19 protein-coding genes are annotated in these 16,543 nt (G+C 41.3%); 7 read left to right on the top strand and 12 right to left on the bottom strand.

Translation table 11 applies throughout. The features are described from left to right. Window positions 1-6 precede the first annotated feature (6 nt). Window positions 7-1,108, top strand: a protein-coding gene (gene prfB, locus CDH51_RS00835; RefSeq protein WP_100626833.1) for a peptide chain release factor 2 whose coding sequence is annotated in 2 segments (ribosomal slippage) — window positions 7-66 and window positions 68-1,108 — 1,101 coding nt in all. Because the reading frame shifts where the segments join, the coding sequence is not laid out codon by codon here. A gap of 37 nt (window positions 1,109-1,145) precedes the next feature. After that, on the top strand, window positions 1,146-2,345 hold the full coding sequence (locus CDH51_RS00830) for an MFS transporter (RefSeq protein ID WP_100626832.1): 1,200 nt from the start codon (window positions 1,146-1,148) through the stop codon (window positions 2,343-2,345). A 12-nt stretch (window positions 2,346-2,357) separates the two neighbouring features. On the opposite strand, the gene CDH51_RS00825 is transcribed toward CDH51_RS00830, so the two are convergent. The 5 genes from CDH51_RS00825 to CDH51_RS00805 all read right to left on the bottom strand — a co-directional run bounded on the left by CDH51_RS00825 (window position 2,358) and on the right by CDH51_RS00805 (window position 7,622). Further along, window positions 2,358-3,710 carry a M24 family metallopeptidase gene (locus CDH51_RS00825; RefSeq protein WP_100626831.1) on the bottom strand — a complete coding sequence of 451 codons (1,353 nt, stop codon included), beginning with the start codon at window positions 3,708-3,710 and terminating at the stop codon, window positions 2,358-2,360. Window positions 3,711-3,771: 61 nt separating this feature from the next. After that, window positions 3,772-5,115 (bottom strand): MATE family efflux transporter, encoded by a 1,344-nt coding sequence (locus CDH51_RS00820; protein ID WP_100626830.1) that lies wholly within the window; start codon window positions 5,113-5,115, stop codon window positions 3,772-3,774. 5 nt (window positions 5,116-5,120) lie between these two features. Beyond that, the gene (locus CDH51_RS00815) at window positions 5,121-5,660 is read right to left on the bottom strand and encodes an NUDIX domain-containing protein (RefSeq protein ID WP_100626829.1); all 540 of its coding nucleotides are present in this window, start codon (window positions 5,658-5,660) and stop codon (window positions 5,121-5,123) included. Window positions 5,661-5,714: 54 nt separating this feature from the next. Further along, a complete protein-coding gene (locus tag CDH51_RS00810; protein WP_029660975.1) occupies window positions 5,715-6,209 on the bottom strand; it encodes an Lrp/AsnC family transcriptional regulator in 495 nt (164 codons plus the stop codon). Between the two features lie 198 nt (window positions 6,210-6,407). After that, window positions 6,408-7,622, bottom strand: a complete 1,215-nt coding sequence (locus CDH51_RS00805) for a tetratricopeptide repeat protein (protein WP_232724718.1) — start codon at window positions 7,620-7,622, stop codon at window positions 6,408-6,410. Between the two features lie 61 nt (window positions 7,623-7,683). On the opposite strand from CDH51_RS00805, the gene CDH51_RS00800 reads away from it, so the two are divergent. After that, window positions 7,684-8,331: a sulfate ABC transporter permease gene (locus CDH51_RS00800; RefSeq protein WP_100626828.1), complete on the top strand. Its 648-nt coding sequence runs from the start codon at window positions 7,684-7,686 to the stop codon at window positions 8,329-8,331. Here the strand turns inward: CDH51_RS00800 and CDH51_RS00795 are convergent. Beyond that, window positions 8,315-8,467 (bottom strand): DUF2256 domain-containing protein, encoded by a 153-nt coding sequence (locus CDH51_RS00795; protein ID WP_100626827.1) that lies wholly within the window; start codon window positions 8,465-8,467, stop codon window positions 8,315-8,317. The two genes, CDH51_RS00800 and CDH51_RS00795, sit on opposite strands and share 17 nt — an antisense overlap. 1 nt (window position 8,468) lies before the next feature. After that, window positions 8,469-9,938, bottom strand: coding sequence for an FAD-binding domain-containing protein (locus CDH51_RS00790; protein WP_100626826.1), 1,470 nt, complete (start codon window positions 9,936-9,938; stop codon window positions 8,469-8,471). 39 nt (window positions 9,939-9,977) lie between these two features. Between CDH51_RS00790 and CDH51_RS00785 the strand changes: the two genes are divergently transcribed. After that, window positions 9,978-10,262, top strand: coding sequence for a TIGR03643 family protein (locus CDH51_RS00785; RefSeq protein WP_100627761.1), 285 nt, complete (start codon window positions 9,978-9,980; stop codon window positions 10,260-10,262). A 27-nt stretch (window positions 10,263-10,289) separates the two neighbouring features. Here CDH51_RS00785 and CDH51_RS00780 read toward each other — a convergent pair whose 3' ends face one another. The 4 genes from CDH51_RS00780 to CDH51_RS00765 all read right to left on the bottom strand — a co-directional run bounded on the left by CDH51_RS00780 (window position 10,290) and on the right by CDH51_RS00765 (window position 12,629). Beyond that, a complete protein-coding gene (locus CDH51_RS00780) occupies window positions 10,290-10,625 on the bottom strand; it encodes a rhodanese-like domain-containing protein (RefSeq protein WP_024282629.1) in 336 nt (111 codons plus the stop codon). Window positions 10,626-10,701: 76 nt separating this feature from the next. After that, window positions 10,702-10,959: a hypothetical protein gene (locus CDH51_RS00775; RefSeq protein WP_100626825.1), complete on the bottom strand. Its 258-nt coding sequence runs from the start codon at window positions 10,957-10,959 to the stop codon at window positions 10,702-10,704. Continuing rightward, a complete protein-coding gene (locus tag CDH51_RS00770; RefSeq protein WP_100627760.1) occupies window positions 10,938-11,813 on the bottom strand; it encodes a sterol desaturase family protein in 876 nt (291 codons plus the stop codon). Before CDH51_RS00770 ends, CDH51_RS00775 begins: the two co-directional genes overlap by 22 nt. A gap of 9 nt (window positions 11,814-11,822) precedes the next feature. Continuing rightward, window positions 11,823-12,629 (bottom strand): sulfite exporter TauE/SafE family protein, encoded by an 807-nt coding sequence (locus CDH51_RS00765; protein ID WP_100626824.1) that lies wholly within the window; start codon window positions 12,627-12,629, stop codon window positions 11,823-11,825. A gap of 193 nt (window positions 12,630-12,822) precedes the next feature. On the opposite strand from CDH51_RS00765, the gene CDH51_RS00760 reads away from it, so the two are divergent. Continuing rightward, window positions 12,823-13,623, top strand: a complete 801-nt coding sequence (locus tag CDH51_RS00760) for a universal stress protein (RefSeq protein ID WP_100626823.1) — start codon at window positions 12,823-12,825, stop codon at window positions 13,621-13,623. 1 nt (window position 13,624) lies between these two features. Here CDH51_RS00760 and CDH51_RS00755 read toward each other — a convergent pair whose 3' ends face one another. Continuing rightward, on the bottom strand, window positions 13,625-14,281 hold the full coding sequence (locus CDH51_RS00755) for a Crp/Fnr family transcriptional regulator (protein WP_100626822.1): 657 nt from the start codon (window positions 14,279-14,281) through the stop codon (window positions 13,625-13,627). 256 nt (window positions 14,282-14,537) lie between these two features. Here CDH51_RS00755 and CDH51_RS00750 point away from each other — a divergent pair, with 256 nt between their 5' ends. Next, window positions 14,538-15,800 (top strand): NAD(P)/FAD-dependent oxidoreductase, encoded by a 1,263-nt coding sequence (locus CDH51_RS00750; protein ID WP_100626821.1) that lies wholly within the window; start codon window positions 14,538-14,540, stop codon window positions 15,798-15,800. A gap of 90 nt (window positions 15,801-15,890) precedes the next feature. Further along, entirely contained in the window at window positions 15,891-16,505 is a 615-nt protein-coding gene (locus CDH51_RS00745; protein ID WP_100626820.1) for a hypothetical protein, read from the top strand. Window positions 16,506-16,543: the final 38 nt, after the last annotated feature.

Raw genomic sequence — 16,543 nt, 5'->3', positions numbered from 1 at the left:
AGAAAAATGACTTCAGAACAACTGAAAGACTTGAAAGCTCGCACCACGGCTTTGAGGAGGTATCTTTGACTACGATCGGAAGAAAGCAGAAATAGAAGATCTTGAGGCAGTATCCTCACAGCCAGATTTTTGGAACAATCCGGACGAGGCTGAAAAAACCATGAAGCAAATCCAGATCCGAAAAGGTTGGACAAGTTCTTATGAGGACTTGGATCAAATCATTCAGGATTTAGAAGTGCTATATGAATTCTACAGTGCCGGTGAGGTTGGTGAAGAAGAAATAAAAACCGAATACGAGAAAGCTAGAAAGACAGTCGAGGAACTCGAACTGAAAAAGATGCTTTCCTCGGAAGAGGACCAACTCAATGCCGTACTGGAAATCAATCCGGGCGCAGGAGGTACAGAGAGTAATGATTGGGCCTCCATCCTCATGCGAATGTATATCATGTGGGGTGAGAAAAATGGCTACAAAGTTCGCGAAGTAGATGTTCAACCTGGGGAAGTGGCAGGAATTAAATCCGCTACTTTGGAATTTGAAGGACCCCTAGCTTATGGGTTTTTGAAATCTGAATCAGGGGTACATCGACTGGTAAGAATTTCTCCATTTGATTCAGGAGGTAGACGTCACACATCCTTCGCATCCGTGTACGCTTATCCCGAGGTGGATGATTCTATCGAGATAGAAATCAATCCGGCGGATATCGAATTACAAACTTCCAGATCAGGAGGTGCAGGAGGACAGAACGTCAATAAGGTTGAAACCAAGGTTCAATTGACGCATAAACCAACCGGTATCGTAGTGGTCTGTCAAATCGAACGATCTCAGCTTGCTAACCGGGAAAAGGCCATGCAAATGCTGAAGTCTCGCCTCTATCAAATGGAGCTTGAGAAGCGTAATGCTGAAATCGCAAAAATAGAAGCTTCCAAGCTTCGAGTAGATTTTGGTTCTCAAATCCGAAACTATGTCCTGCATCCCTACAAACTGGTGAAGGACAATAGAACTGGATACGAAACCTCTGATACACAGTATGTTTTGGATGGTGGCTTAAATGAATTTATGAAGGCATTCTTACTCGCTCAAAGTGAGGAAGAAGCAAACAGAGAGTAATTTTAAAGCCGGTTAATCCGGCTTTTTTTAATGTTTTATGCAAAAATCCATCCTTCCTTCTTTTTTCACGATTGACTTTTTGCTGCTCTGCCTGAGTTCCTTCCTCTTTTTTTCATCCTTCAATATGATAATTCCTGAGCTCCCGAATTATCTCTCGTCCTTGGGAGGAGAAGACTACAAGGGCTTAATTATTTCACTCTTTACACTTTCGGCAGGCCTATCCCGACCTTTCTCAGGAAAGCTCGCAGATAAAATCGGTCGAATCCCTGTGATGATTGTAGGAGCGGTAGTTTGCTTTGTTGTGAGTTTGCTATACCCGGTGCTGAGCTTTGTTGGCGGATTTTTGTTCTTGCGGTTTGTGCATGGATTTTCGGCAGGCTTTACTCCTACCGGCACCTCCGCATACGTCGCTGATATCGTACCTTTCTACCAGCGGGGTGAAGCGATGGGGATTCAATCCCTTTTCGGTTCATTGGGAATGGCAGCAGGACCTGCATTAGGAGGATGGCTAGCAACCTTTTGGCCATTGAATTACATATTTTACACCTCTGCAGCAACTGCCATTTTTTCGATTTTAATTCTAGTCAGGCTTAAGGAAACGTTGGAAGAGCCCGAGCGAATGAGCTTTTCCCTACTCAAGCTCAAAAAGAATGAAATCATCGAAAAACGGGTTTTGATTCCATCTACGATCTTGTTTCTAAGCGTATTCTCTTTTGGAGTGGTTCTGACAATTATCCCGGATCTGAGCAATCATCTTGGGATAGAAAACAAAGGTTTGTTTTTTGCAATTTTCACGCTTTCCTCTTTGGGAATCAGATTAATAGCTGGAAAAGCCTCTGATCGCTATGGTAGAGTTCCTGTACTTCGGGCTGCATCCATCATGATGATATTAGCCATGTTGGCAATTGCTTTCGCAGAAAGTAAATGGATGCTTTTCGGTGCAGGAGTACTTTTCGGGTCTGCAGTCGGAATGAACAGTCCTACTACCGCTGCCTGGGTGATAGATCTTTCTTTAGATGCATTCCGCGGGAGAGCCCTTGCTACCATGTATATTTTTCTGGAAGCTGGCATCGGCATTGGGGCCATTGTTTCGGGATTTCTCTATGCCAATAAAGCAGAAAACTTCTCCTTGGTTTTCTTAGTCAGTGCCGCTATGGCTGCTTCTGCCTTGGTATTTTTACTTTTCATCAGGTCCTCAAATTACAAACCTCTGAAAAAAGAAGAAGGGGCCAATTAAGCCCCCTCTTGATTAATTATTCAAATAATTGGTTTGTCGAGGAATAGCCAAGATTTTGCGCTGCCTTCCATTGTAGTAGGTCACTTTTTCTCCATCAAAAAGAGCTCCCTCTTCGAGCATTATTCGCACATCCTTATTCCATTCTTTCACAAAAACCACAGCATTTAGCTCGATAGCATAACCCGTATTTGCATAAAGTGGATGATCCCCTGCTCCCGGAGTATCGCCTTGATTATCCCACATCCCAATGGTAGGACCAGCGGAATGCCCATAAAACCCTAAGGGATGTGTGTAAATACTACCACGAATACCTTCTCGGTCCATTTGATTGCGAGTAGCCCGAAGAATTTCATTTCCAGTCCGTCCCGCAACATAGTTTTCTGTCAGAATATCCTGAACCCGATTACCTGCTTCGAAGGCTTTATTCAAAAACTCAGGCACTTCAAATTCACCAGGTTTCAAAACATAGGCAAGCTGCTGCGTATCCGTATTGAGTCGAAGGTAGGTGATACCAAAATCTATATGCAACAGATCACCAGGCATGATGGTCATCTCTGAAGGGCGGGAAGAAAAAGACCGGCTTGCACCATCGGAATCAGGGTCTGCTCGCTGAATATCTACTGAGGGATGAAACCAGGTATCTAACTTCATTTCTTTGATTTTCTCTCTATACCACCAAACTACGTCTTCTGTGGTTGTTTTGCCCGGGGTAATGACACGCTCAGACAATCCTTCTTGAATAATATAATTTGCAAGCTGCTGCACATGACGGTAGCTGGCCATCTCGGGCTCTGTCCTCGTCTCAAGCCATCTTACTGCGAGTGTTTGTGCAGAAACTACATTTTCATGCATCGTATCAGGAAGGTATTCCATGAAAAAATCATATTCCGTTTTTGTCAGACCATCAGCATGGCCATAGTCTTTGGCCATATTCAGACCCATCTTCTTTGGATTTTTCTCTTTGATCAAGTCCATCAATGCTTCCCACTGATCTGGCTGACTTTCAGGATCCCATGCACGCTTAAAGGCCTTTCCTACATCATACCGGGCGATTGCAAAAGTCTCCACCTTTCCACCTTTTTCTGGCTGATACATGACCAAAATGGTTCGCCGCCTCGCTGCCATCCAAGTTGCTGGCAAAAGGGTACGGATCACCGGATCTTCATTGTACTCACGGGAGATGACAATCCACATATCGATCCCTGTTTCTGTCATTAAATCAGGAAGCACATTTTCGATTCGATAGTCTAGCCACGAATCGATCAGTTCTGCCTGAGCCTTCAAAGGCAAGACTGCAGGTTGCTGCGAAAGGGCCGGGAAAACAAGGATAATGCTGACTAGCAGGGCAAGTAATAATCTTTTCATTGGGTTGGTGAATGGTTACTATGGCTAAGCTAGAATATTCAGCTGATTTAGGAAACAAGTTTTACAACTTCTCCCGCAAAATAGCCTTTCTGCTCAGTCGATAGAATCGATAGAACAAAACCACCGCAGTAATACTAAGCCCAATCAGCAGCCCAAACCAAATACCACGTTCTCCCATATCCAATCCAAATGCAAAAAAGTATCCCAATGGTAATCCAAGAATCCAATAGGCAACAAAAGTCAGCCAAGTTGGGAACCTGACGTCTTCCATTCCCCGAAGCACTCCCAATCCAACTACCTGAATACCGTCTGACAATTGGAACATGCCAGCAATAATCAAAAGTGTGGCTGAGGTAGCAATCACTTCCGGATCATCGATGTATAAAGAAGGAAGCATATTCCTGAAAAGAATGAAAATGACAGCAGAAATACTCATAAAGGCAATCACCATCCCAAAAACCATCATCCCAGCCTCGCGCATAGTTTGGAAGTCATTCCGCCCTATTTGATTACTCACACGGACCATTCCGGCTGTGCCCAGGCCAGCTGCCATCATGTAGCTGATAGAAGCTAGATTGATTGCAATTTGATGACTGGCTAAAGCAGTCACTCCTATCCACCCCATCATAATTGCAGCAGATCCGAAGGCACTAACTTCAAAAATGAATTGAAATCCGGTAGGTATTCCAATTTTGAGAATTCGCGATAAAAGCGGTGCACTGAATTGTCTGATTTTCAAACCTAAATCAAAGCCTTTGTACCGCTTGGAGCTTAATACATAGGCTCCCATCAACAGCGCCATCAGAACTCTTGAGATCAAAGTCGCCCATCCGGCACCCATCAAGCCCATGGCTGGAAAGCCTAAATTTCCAAAAATCAAAACCCAATTAAGAAAGACATTGAGCAGGTTGGAAAAAATAGTAACATACATCGCCTGACGGGTTTGGCTCAGTCCCTCGGCAAATTGCTTAAAGGTCTGAAATATCATGAAGGGAAACAGAGAAGCTGTGATAACCCACAAATACGGGATGGCGGCTTCGACGACTTCTTCGGGTTGATCCAAAAATGATAAGCCTGTAGATAAGCCTAATATAATTCCTGTAAGAATCAAAGCAACAAAAATATTGATCCAAAGCCCATGCCTAAAGAGTTTTCCAATACGTAGCCCCTTCCCTTTTCCTTCGGCAATAGAAATTAGCGGAGTAATTCCCATCGAAACCCCCATACCAAACATCATTAATACGAAAAAGATGGAATTGGCAAGTGATGCCGCTGCCAAGGGTAAGGCACCCAATTGACCGACCATCATCGAGTCTGCCACTCCGACCATCACTTGACCTAATTGACTTAGGATAACCGGATAGGCAAGATTAAAAGTAATCGAAAAGTGATTCTTGATATTCATATGGCCTACTTCGCAAGTAGTTTACTCACTTTCAAAATACCCGCTATGCTGATTCCGTCGGTAATTTTCCCTTCCATTACCCATTGTACAGCTTCCTCAAAAGGAAGCTTATGAATTTTGATTACCTCTGTTTCTTCAAATTCGGGTTCGCCTTCTTCCAAGTCCTCAGCTAGAAATACAAATCCCTCTTCATCCGTCACCGAATTGGAAGTGTGGATACGCAGAACTTCCGTCCATTTCTTTGCTGTCAACCCAGTTTCTTCCTTGAGTTCACGCTGGGCACTTTCTAGGATATCTTGTCCGATAGGCCCACCACCCATAGGGATTTCCCATGAGTATTCATTTAGGGTATAGCGAAACTGCCCGACCAGCCAAGTATTCCCAAATTGATCAATAGGTATTATTCCCAAGGCCTTGTTTTTAAAATGGACCTTGCCATAGATACCGGGATTACCTGCGGGGTTCAGAATATCATGTTCTTCTACGCTAATCCAAGGGTTTTCGTAGATTCTTTTAAGCGATAGGGTTTTCCAGGGATTTTCCATACACAAAAAAAGGGTGGCTTTTTGCCACCCCTATATTCGATTAGGTCTTTTAATTTAGACGGGAATTGGCAATACTTTTGAATCCTTAAAGGTCGAAAGAATAACCATGGATTGCATGGAATCGACTTCCTTAATCTCAGAAACTTTTTCCAACATAAGCTTTTGGTAAGCTGTGATATCCTTTGCGATGATCTTTAGGATAAAATCACCAGTACCTGTGATGTGATGACATTCGATCACCTCTTGAATACCATTGATTTCCTTCATGAAAGCATCAATATTGGCTTTATTGTGGCCAATTAGACTAACCAAAACAAAAGTACTGACGCCAAGACCAATCTTTTCAGGATCAAGCTTTGCGTGATAGCTTTTAATGATGCCAGACTGCTCTAATTTTTTCACGCGCTCCAATGTAGGGGCCGGGGATAGACCAATGTCCTTAGAAAGCTGTGCATTGGTGATCTTGGCATTACCCTGAAGAATTTCAAGAATCTTTCGGTCTACCTTGTCAAATTTGATTCGGATGTTACTATCTACGTTCTCTTGCATATACAAAATATAATATCGTACAAAGTTAGAATAATTAAGGAAAGTTTTAAAGTGAATAAAACTTTTTTAAAGGGTCAAATTCGAAATTTTATTTATTAATCGGGACTTTTCGGCAAACAAAGCTTTCAAAATCACTTTTTTAAACTCCAAAATTCAAATTATCTCCTGCGTATGAAGCAAAAAACGTAAACTCCCGAGTTAAAGTTTATTCTTTTTGATAAAATCTCTTGCAGCCTGATGAGCGGGATGTTTCCGCTTTGCATATTTCTTCACTTTCTTGAAATAATCCTTGGCCAAAGCCTTCTGATTTTCCTCCAAAGCGATTTGCCCCAATTGAACCAGAGAATGTAAATAATACCCACTTTCCTGAGATTCGGATTCCTCTCCATAGGAAAGTGTTTGGAGGTAATAGTATTTCGCCTCATCTCGATTCCCGATGCGTTCATAATATTGCGCCATGTAGAAAGCAGCGTATCGACCGCTGTTGGATTCATAGCCTGTCATTCCTGTTTCTATCCTTTTCAGAATCTCTCCAGACTCTTCTACCGCTTCTGACCAGCGACCTACAGTATAAAGGTGACGTGCGTAGGATCGATGGAAGTAAGGATTATTTGGAAATTTCTCATGGAGATAGGAAGAAATCCTGAGTGCTTCGTAAGGTTTCTTTTCCTGAGATGCATAGAGTCGAAATAAAAAATACATCGCCTCAATTCGTGTGTAGAAAGCATTGGTTGCCACCTGCTCAAGTTGCTCCAAACCTAAATCTTTGTCCCCTTTTGGAAATAGAGCCATAACAGGCTTGAGCAGGGGATAATTATCCGGAATCCAGACAGAAAAATAATTGAAGAGGGCATCTCCTAGCAAAAGTTCGGGGTTAAACTCCTCTTCTCCCCTGCTTAGCTCCATGTACTTTAAGGCATTTTTACCAGCCCAGGCTGCTCCAGTCCAACTTTTCCGCTCGGCCTTCAATCTACCTTCAAATCCATATCCGGCAGCTAAAAAGAAAGCTGCTTCTTTATTGGTTGGGTCTTCATCAAAAAGCGCCTCAGCTTTTTCATTCGCTCGGTCTATGTATGCCAAGAAAATATCATCATAGGATTCATTGGTGATATCTACTTCGATTCGCCACCAATAACTGAGTGCCATCAAAAAATCAGGAAGAGGATGGTTTGGATATTGGTAAGCAATTACCTGAAAATCGCGCTCTGCAGTCTCAAAGTCAAAGTTATACATACTATTGATTGACTTGGTAATCCGATACTGCAATCCTCTGTCTAAGAGTAAGTATGGCGATCTCTTTACCTCCATCAGACTATCCTCCGGAGCAGATTGACCATAAGTCAAAATCGGTACAAGAGAAAACACTATTCCTATCACCATCCAGAAAACTGACCGATACCATTGACGCTTCATGCGCACAAAATTATCGCTAAAAGTTAGATTTATGCTATCTTTCTCCATTCATAATTTACCTATGACCGCATCAGCAAATCCACTAGCTCAACGAATTCAAGAACTTTTAGATTTTGACAAACGCCTTTATTTTGTTTTGCTTCTCTTACTTTTTATTCTGATCCGGTACCTGACCAACACATTGATCATAGAAGCAATTCCCGATTCACAAAATTTAGTAAACTCGGGAGCACTTACTTACTTCTATATTTTCAATTCACTTGGCTATTTGGCTACCCCTATTTTGCTACTTTTCAAGTTTACCTTGATTTCATTTTTGATCTGGATAGCATCCTTTGCCCTTGGATATAAGGTCTCCTACAAGGAGCTTTGGAAATTTGCCTTGGTCGCTGAAACGATATTTCTGTTGCCTGAGCTTCTTCGTTTCTTAATTTATTTAAACCCATCTCAGGCGGTCAGTTATCTTGAAATCGAATTGAACAGACCTTTTTCCATGCTGAGTCTTGTTGGATTTGATCAAGTGGCGGAGAAGTATCAATATCCATTGGCTACCATCAATATTTTTGAAATAATCTACGGAACTGCCTGGGTTTTTGGCTTTCTATCGATCAGCAGAAGAAGCATTTCAGAATCAATTTGGGTGATTCTTCTCGGGTACTTTTTCCCTCTGGCGATTTACTTGGTCTGGTATATCATGGTCTATCGTTAGTGTTTTTCTGCTTTGAGCTAGCGCACCGCTTGGAGCAATATTTGACATTTTCCCAGTTTTTCTCCCACTTTTTTCGCCAAGCGAAAGGGCGGTTGCAGACCGGACAGATTTTCGTTGGAAGATGTTCTTTTTTCATTCTAAGCCCATCTATTTGGTAAAGTATGCCTTCCAAGGATCCGATTCGCCTCTTTTTTGACCTCAGGGAGCTTCTGAGCACCCCAAATTTTATCACGCGCTGCTTTTCCTGACTTTTCCAGATCTACTATTGGAAATGGATAGTCCTTTCCTAGCTCCAACCCAAAGACTTGCAATTCCAATGGTGGAATCTTCCAAGGCTCATGAATCTGAGGAGCGGGAATTTTGGAAAGTTCTGGTACCCATTTTTTGATAAAAAAACCTTCTGCATCATGATCTTGTGACTGCTTCACTGGATTATAAATTCGAACCGTATTGATTCCCGTTACCCCAGCCTGCATTTGAAGCTGTGGATAATGGATTCCCGGCTCAAAATCCAAAAAGCATTTCCCTAGATGATTTGCTCCATCTTTCCAGTTTTGGCCAAGATGATGTGTCAAAAAGGATACGACCATCGCCCGCATTCTAAAATTCAAATAACCCGTTTCTTTCACACAACGCATGCAAGCATCTACTAGTGGGTAGCCAGTCTTTCCTTCCTTCCAAGCCTGAATCCAATCATGATTCACTTTTGGGTAAAATTCCAAAAAGCCCTTATTGATTGGTTCAAACTCCATTCGGGACTCCATTTCAAACTTTTGGATGAAATGACAGTGCCATCTCAGACGTGATTGAAAATTTGTGAAATTTCGGACCTGAAAACCTGACTTCTTCTTCGACTCGGATACCTGATAAACCTGACGAATGGAAAGACAGCCCCAAGCCAAATAAGGCGAAAGTCTACTGCAACCAGTTCGGCTTAACTCTGGTTTTGAGATGTGTCTATTATAGTTTTTGACTCTGTCTTCGACAAAGCTCTTGAGATATCTCCAAGCCAATTTTTCCCCTCCTTTCTGCATTTTTGGATTCGGCTGGCTCCATGCCGGGTCCATGCGAAGGAAGGTTTCAGTTGCTAGGAATTTTTTAGAAAGGGAAACAAACTGGATCTTTTCTAAAGGGATTTCTTCAATAGTCGCTTTTGCGTAAGCAAACCAAGCTTCTCTCCACCCTTTCCGATCCTTCCTCCCTCGCTTGACTCCCTGTTGATTGAATTCTTTCCAAAGAATTTTGTGAGCTTTAAGATAGCTGGCTACAGCTTGATCTCTCTGATAAGTAACAGCAATTCCGGTCTCTTGGTGTGAATAGACCGCTTGAATGATATATTCCTGCTGCAAAGCCTTGAAAATATCCAAAACCTCAGCATGCAGAATGGTAACCTGAGCTTGAAATTCTTTCAATTGGCTATTTAAGTCCTCCAAGCTTTCCCATACAAACCGCCAATGCCTTGTATCACTTTGGGCCGCAGCGATTAGCGATGGCTCAAATGCATACAAAAGAAGAATGGGATACCCAGCCCGAAAGGCTTCCAACAGCGGAGGATGATCGCGTAAACGTAAGTCTCTTTTTAACCAGACTATGGAAATTTTTTGCACAATCAGTAAACCACTAGGCCATGTGATGGTTTGGAAGGTATGAGTAAAAAAATATCATTAAGCGAGCGAGAAATAGATCGCATTATAGAAATGGCTTGGGAAGATCGTACTCCCTTTGACGCTATTGAGCAACAATTTGGCATCAGTGAGTCAGAAGTCATCAAGTTGATGCGAAAAAACATGAAAGAGAGTAGCTTTCGAATGTGGAGAAAACGTGTCCAAGGACGAAGCACCAAGCATATCAAAAAAATGGATAGCACCCTCAGCAGATTCAAGAGTACTCGTCAAAAAACTATCAGCGATAATAAAATCGCAAAGAGATAAAAAAAAGCGGGCTTAAACCCGCTTTTTTTAAACTGTTTCAAATGGCCAGGACATAATCCCTCTGGCCATATTTTTTACATTTTTGAAGCCCATTTCAGTCATTATTTGACAGGCTTGTCCACTTCTGTTACCGCTTCTGCAGTAGAGCAAATAGGTCTTGTCTTTTGGAAGATTTTCAATTTGCTGGGTGAAGTTTCTAGACATGATGTCAATATTTCTTGCTCCCCGAAGTTTGCCTCCAGCGAACTCTCCGGCTGTGCGCACATCGATAATGACCGCATCCTTTTGCAGCATCAAGTCGTGAAATTCTCCTACAGATATATCTTCGTAAGCTTTAGGTGTTGATTTAAAGAAGTCAAACATAATTTTCGTGTTTCATTGTTAAAGATTGATACAAAAGTATCTGACCTTATCCCTCAAAACAGTAATAAAAATCACATTATGACGCTTTTACCAGCTTTCTTCTGAGTGAAATCACGGAAAGCCTAATAAGCAAAATCCAAGGCAAACCATGAAACAAGAGATCTCCCCAATCGATCAGCTGCATGCCATTGGCACCACCCAATACCCAACGAATCTTTCCGAAGAAGTGAGGCTCGGGAACAAATGGGGCTAATCCCAAGGTCAAAGTCAAAATGATGACTGTTCGCCAATTATTGAATGGGTTGGTAGTACTTAGCTCTTTTTGCGCAGCCATGGATAAGATATTTGTGACCAAAAGGTCTTTGGAAATTCTTCTACTTTTTCGAAGCCAAGCGGCTCATCTCTTCCTTCATTAGGAATATATGCCGTACCAAAAAGGTAATCCCAAATACTAAGGGAAATACCGTAATTGACACCGTGACTTCCTTCAGGAAGGTGCTTGGCATGATGCCACAAATGCATGACTGGATTATTGAGAATATACTTCAATGGCCCGTAAGTCAGTCTGATGTTTGCATGGTTCAAATGACCGATAGCAATGGTGAAAATGTGCAGGATGAAAAAGTCATCCAATCCAAAGCCAATCATTGCCAAAGGAACGTATTGGATAGATTTGTAGACGATCGTTTCCATCCAGTGATAGCGAAGATGCGCTGCAAAGCCCATTTGCTCCACAGAATGATGCACTTTGTGAAACTCCCAAAGCCAAGGCACTCGATGCAATAGTCGATGCGTATTCCATTGAATGAAATCCGCTACCAAAAACATCAATAGAAATTGCCCCCAAATCGGCCAGGAATTCACTTCAATAGCTACCAGATTGGTAATTCCAAACAAGCCAAGGAAGTCATTGAAAGCCTCAACAAAAACATTGCTGAGCGAATTGTACACGATCAATGAAAAGAGGAAGAAGTTGAAGAACATATAGAACGCATCCAACCAGAAGTCTTTACGAATAATCGGCTGATTCTTTCTCCAAGGAAATACGATTTCTAATAGCCACACTAAAAGAGAAAGACCAACTAACCAGTAAAAGTAATTTTGCCAGGAAGGATACAGAATCTCACTTTTCAAATAATTCCAATATCCATAATATCCGTCAAGGAATATTTTGAAATACTTCTCCACCATGCCTTCTTATAGATTCATTAATTCTTTTCCGATGATGTAAATACCCATCACAAGTACAAACCAGCCAAAGCCTTTCTTCAATGCTTTATCATTGATCTTTTTAGAAAGTGCGCTACCGATAAATATACCTACTACGGATAATCCGGTAAAGATTAACAGCATTTGCCAGTCGATAGTTTGCGTGGAGATATCTCCCAAAAACCCTATCAACGATTTAGCAGCAATAATCAACAAAGAAGTACCTACGGCAAGCTTCATGGGTAATCTCGCCAAGAGAACCAAAGCAGGGATAATCAAAAATCCTCCCCCAGCTCCGACTATACCGGTAATTACACCAACTACTGAGCCTTCCAAAGCGATTAACGGAATATTGAATTTGACTTCACCGTTTTCATCCTCTCCACCTTTTTTCTTTTCCTTAATCATGGAATAAGAAGCCGCAAGCATAATCAGTGCAAAGAAAACCATGATTCCTACACTTTTAGAAATTGCAACGTCTCCCATAGAAAACAAAGGATCAGGAAGCCAAGGAACCAAAAATTTTCTAGTCAAGAAGACCGCAATAAATGAAGGAATAGCGAATACTACTGCTGTTTTATAATCCACTAATCCGCTTTTCATATAATTTCCAGCACCTACAAGAGAGGTAGTACCCACCACGAATAAGGAATAAGCCGTGGCTAAAACCGGATCGATATGCAGAATATAAACCAGAACCGGAACGGTCAATATCGACCCTCCCCCACCAATCAGTCCTAAACTAACACCGATCAAGATGGCTGCTGCATATCCTAAAATAGTTATAATATCCATTGATTTTCAAGTTTTGAATTATGCCTCAAAAGTAAGCTGCAGCCACAGGGGTAAGCAGTAACAAAAGTTACATTAAAACATTTAGGCTCTTCAAAAGAATTCGATTTAAGTTAAAGTTAAATCTCCTTTGGGAATGATTTTTTTCATGTTTTTTGTATGAAAAGGGCTTTATATTCGTAAAAACCTTAAGACCATGAAGATCATTGTTCCAATTGATTTTTCCACCAATTCTGTCAAAGCCTTAGAATTTGCGCTTGGACTCCATCGTGGTAGCAAAACCACCATTGTATTATGCCATGTAGTAGAGATGATCTATGATTTTGCTTCTCAAACAGCCCTAGCACTCGATAATATGCATTCTGACGCCAGGAAGCTTTTGGAGGAAATGGTGGATAAATATAGCATAGGACCAATTGAAATACATTCAGAAATTATTGAAGGAACTCCATCAATCAACGTCACCCGTCTGGCAGAAGAACTGGACGCAGACTTGATCATCATGGGAACACACGGCATGGGAGGACTCAAAAAAATCCTGGTTGGATCCACAGCAGTAAATGTCATCCGGGAGACTACGATTCCTGTACTACTGGTTCCTGAAGAATCTTCCACCGAACAGATAAAAAATCTAAGCTTTGCATTAGAAGTAGCAGATCATGAGGAAAAGTTTATACAAAAAGTGAATAGCTACGCCAGTATTTGGGGCTTAAAAATCCAGATTATCCATATCATGAAGTCAAGGTCATTTGTAAAGGAAATGGCCCTCAATGGCTTGAAGAATTACTTCGAAAAAGAAATAGGCTACTTACCTACCATACACCAATTGGAGTCTGAAAATGTGATATCAGGGATCAAAAGCTTTGTAGAAGAAAATCCCGAATCCATCTTGGCGATGTGCCACACTCAAAAATCCATTTGGGATCAACTTTTGGGTAAAAGAAAATCTATCGAAATGGCTTACCAGGTTCGATTGCCACTCTTGGTGATGGTGTGATTTATTTACTAATCAACTCCTCAAAGTCATCACGGATGTAAATTACATTCCTACCTAGTTCAATCCATTTTTTCTTTTCCAATTGCTTGAGCAGCCTTGAGATCACTTCTCTTGAAGTGCCCAACTCATTTGCGATTTCCTGATGAGTCGTGTGCAGTTCATTAGTCTTGTGCTGCTTCATTTTTGTAACGATGTAGCGCATCAGACGCTCATCCATTCTTCGGAATGCTACCGCATCCAAAGCAATCAGGAGCTCCTGAAATCTACTTTGATAGGTAGAAGAAACAAAGTCTTTCCATTGCTTGAATTCATCGGTCAATTGTTCATGGACATTGATTGGTACTCCAATCAAAACGGTGGGTTCCTCAACAACAGCCTTGATTTCACTAGGACGGGCAGCTGAGCAACAAGTGAGCGAAAGCGCACAAGTCTCACCTGCATCCAAGTAGTAGAGGAAAAGCTCTTTCCCATCCTCATCCATTCTCATGATTTTAATAGACCCCTCTAGCACTATGGGAACCATCTTGACAAACTTACCTGGCTCCATTAAAATCTTACCTGGTTCAAGCCGCATGATTTGACCCTTTTCGATAAGCTTCTCAAGTAATTTTGGGTCGGTAAACCCTGGCAAGCTATTTTTTAATTCTTCTACAGTCATGTTTCGATTAATGTGATAAAAAATCCGCTAGGTGAAAGTATATTTTTTTTCCAGATTTTAAAAACGAAACTAGAGTTTGGTAGAAGCAGCTTTTGTGACACTAATCACTTTTCAAGTATTTAAAAACATCTTTATTAAGAACAGATAAATATCAACAAGCAAAAAACTTGAACTGAAATCAGATTGAAAGATGATAAATGTCAGGAAATTAGATTACACAGTTTAGTACATTTAAATCGTTCAAAAAAATTTAATCATGGAACATTACCAAATAGTCATCATTGGAGGGGGAACTGCCGGCATAACTGTGGCAGCACAACTTATGAGAAAGGACAAATCGCTAAAGATTGCGATCATTGAGCCTTCAGAAAAACATTATTATCAGCCTGCCTGGACTTTGGTAGGAGCTGGTACCTTTGATTTTAAAGATACTGAACGAGAAGAAGCTGACTACATACCAAAAGGCGTTACCTGGATCAAGGATAAAGCAACCACTATAGATCCAAAATCAAACAAAGTAGGAACAGAAAATTCAGGTGATGTTGGCTATGACTATTTAGTGGTAGCTCCAGGCCTAGTCATGAGACCTGATTTGTTGCCAGGACTTCCTGAAGCAATGGAGAAAGGTATCGTTTGCTCCAATTATACCGACCCAGAACATACTTGGGAAACTTTAAAGAATTTCAAAGGTGGCAATGCAGTTTTCACCCAGCCTACCACACCGATCAAATGTGGAGGAGCCCCTCAGAAAATAATGTATTTGGCAGAAGACTATTTCAGAAAAGAAGGCATCAGAGACAAAGCCAATGTTATTTTTGCAACTCCCGGTACAGTTATTTTTGGGGTGCCGGACTTTGCTCGGACACTGAATAAAATCATTCATGATAGAGACATCATCTTCAAGCCTTTCTATGCTCCTGTACGAATTGACGTAGAAAATCAGGATATCTATTTTCAATATTCCAAGCCGGGAGAAAGCAACTGTACGGTGATGGAAGGGAATATCATCGGAGAAGAGCTAACTGGTGCTACAGAAATCAAAATTCACTTTGACATGCTCCACCTTGCACCACCGCAAGCGGCTCCTCAATTCATTCAAGATTCAGAGATATCAATTCAGGAAGGCCCAGGCAAAGGTTGGGTAGATGTAGATATCCATACCCTTCAGCATAAGCGATTCCCTAATGTTTTTTCTTTGGGAGATGTCGCCCATTTGCCTACAGCCAAAACCGGTGCCGCTATTCGGAAGCAAGCCCCAGTCTTGGTAGAAAATCTCCTCAAATTGATGAAAACGCACCAAGTTGGTCATGAATCTTACGAAGGTTACTCCTCTTGTCCACTAGTGACTGGCTATGGAAAAATGGTTTTGGCGGAATTTAAATACGACAATGTCCGTGACTCGGATCCGCTGATTTCAAAATTTGTGGATACCAGTAAAGAGCAATATAGCATGTGGCTGCTGAAAAAATATGGGTTGCCATTTATGTATTGGAATCTAATGCTGAGAGGAAAAGCTTAAAAAAATGAGAGCCCGGAAATCCAAATCCGGGCTTTTTTGATAAACCAAAAAGACCTTCTTTCAGTTTAAGGAATGTAAATCATCATCAAATTGAAAAAGCTCATCACCACCAGCGCCCTTTTCATCACAATAGCAATGCTTCCTATTGCTTGTTCTGAATTTTGCAATAATCCTTGCGGTTGTGGGCCTGTTTTTGAAGTCATTGACTTTCGAGTTCAATCTTTCGAGACCCTTTCTTTAACTACCGAAGGTCAACAAGTAAGTCCTTCAACCTCTCTTCCTTACGATTTTATCACCAAGTCTTTCAGAATAAAAGAAACACAGAATGTGTCCTATTTTGAAGAAAGCAATAATTCAATCCCTGGAGTAGCTTTCGCATGTAGTCCGCCTTCACCTCAGTCTCAAGAAAAAATGATTGGGATCCAGATTATTAATTCCAAAGAGGTGGAATTTGCGGATGGAGAAATCTTCAAGGTAGGTCAGGACATTAGCGACTTTTTTGAAGTGAATTACTTTTTTGTCGAGCAGACTCGGCCTATACCTGAGTTTTTGGAAAATGGACTGACACTTTTTAGAGAAGACCTTTTCAAATTGGTTTTCACAAAGAATCCAGGAAAAGAAGTTCAGCTAGAATTCAGCATGCGAATCATGCTAGAAGGCGGTTTGGAGTTTAATTTGCAGAATGAAATCCTCAGCATTCGATGAGTTTTGAATTATTCCTGAGAAAATACCCTGATTTTTTC

Source organism: Algoriphagus formosus (assembly GCF_002807035.1).
GTDB lineage: Bacteria > Bacteroidota > Bacteroidia > Cytophagales > Cyclobacteriaceae > Algoriphagus > Algoriphagus formosus.
Note: the sequence above shows the minus strand (reverse complement) of the source record. Positions and strands in the feature narration are given on the sequence as shown.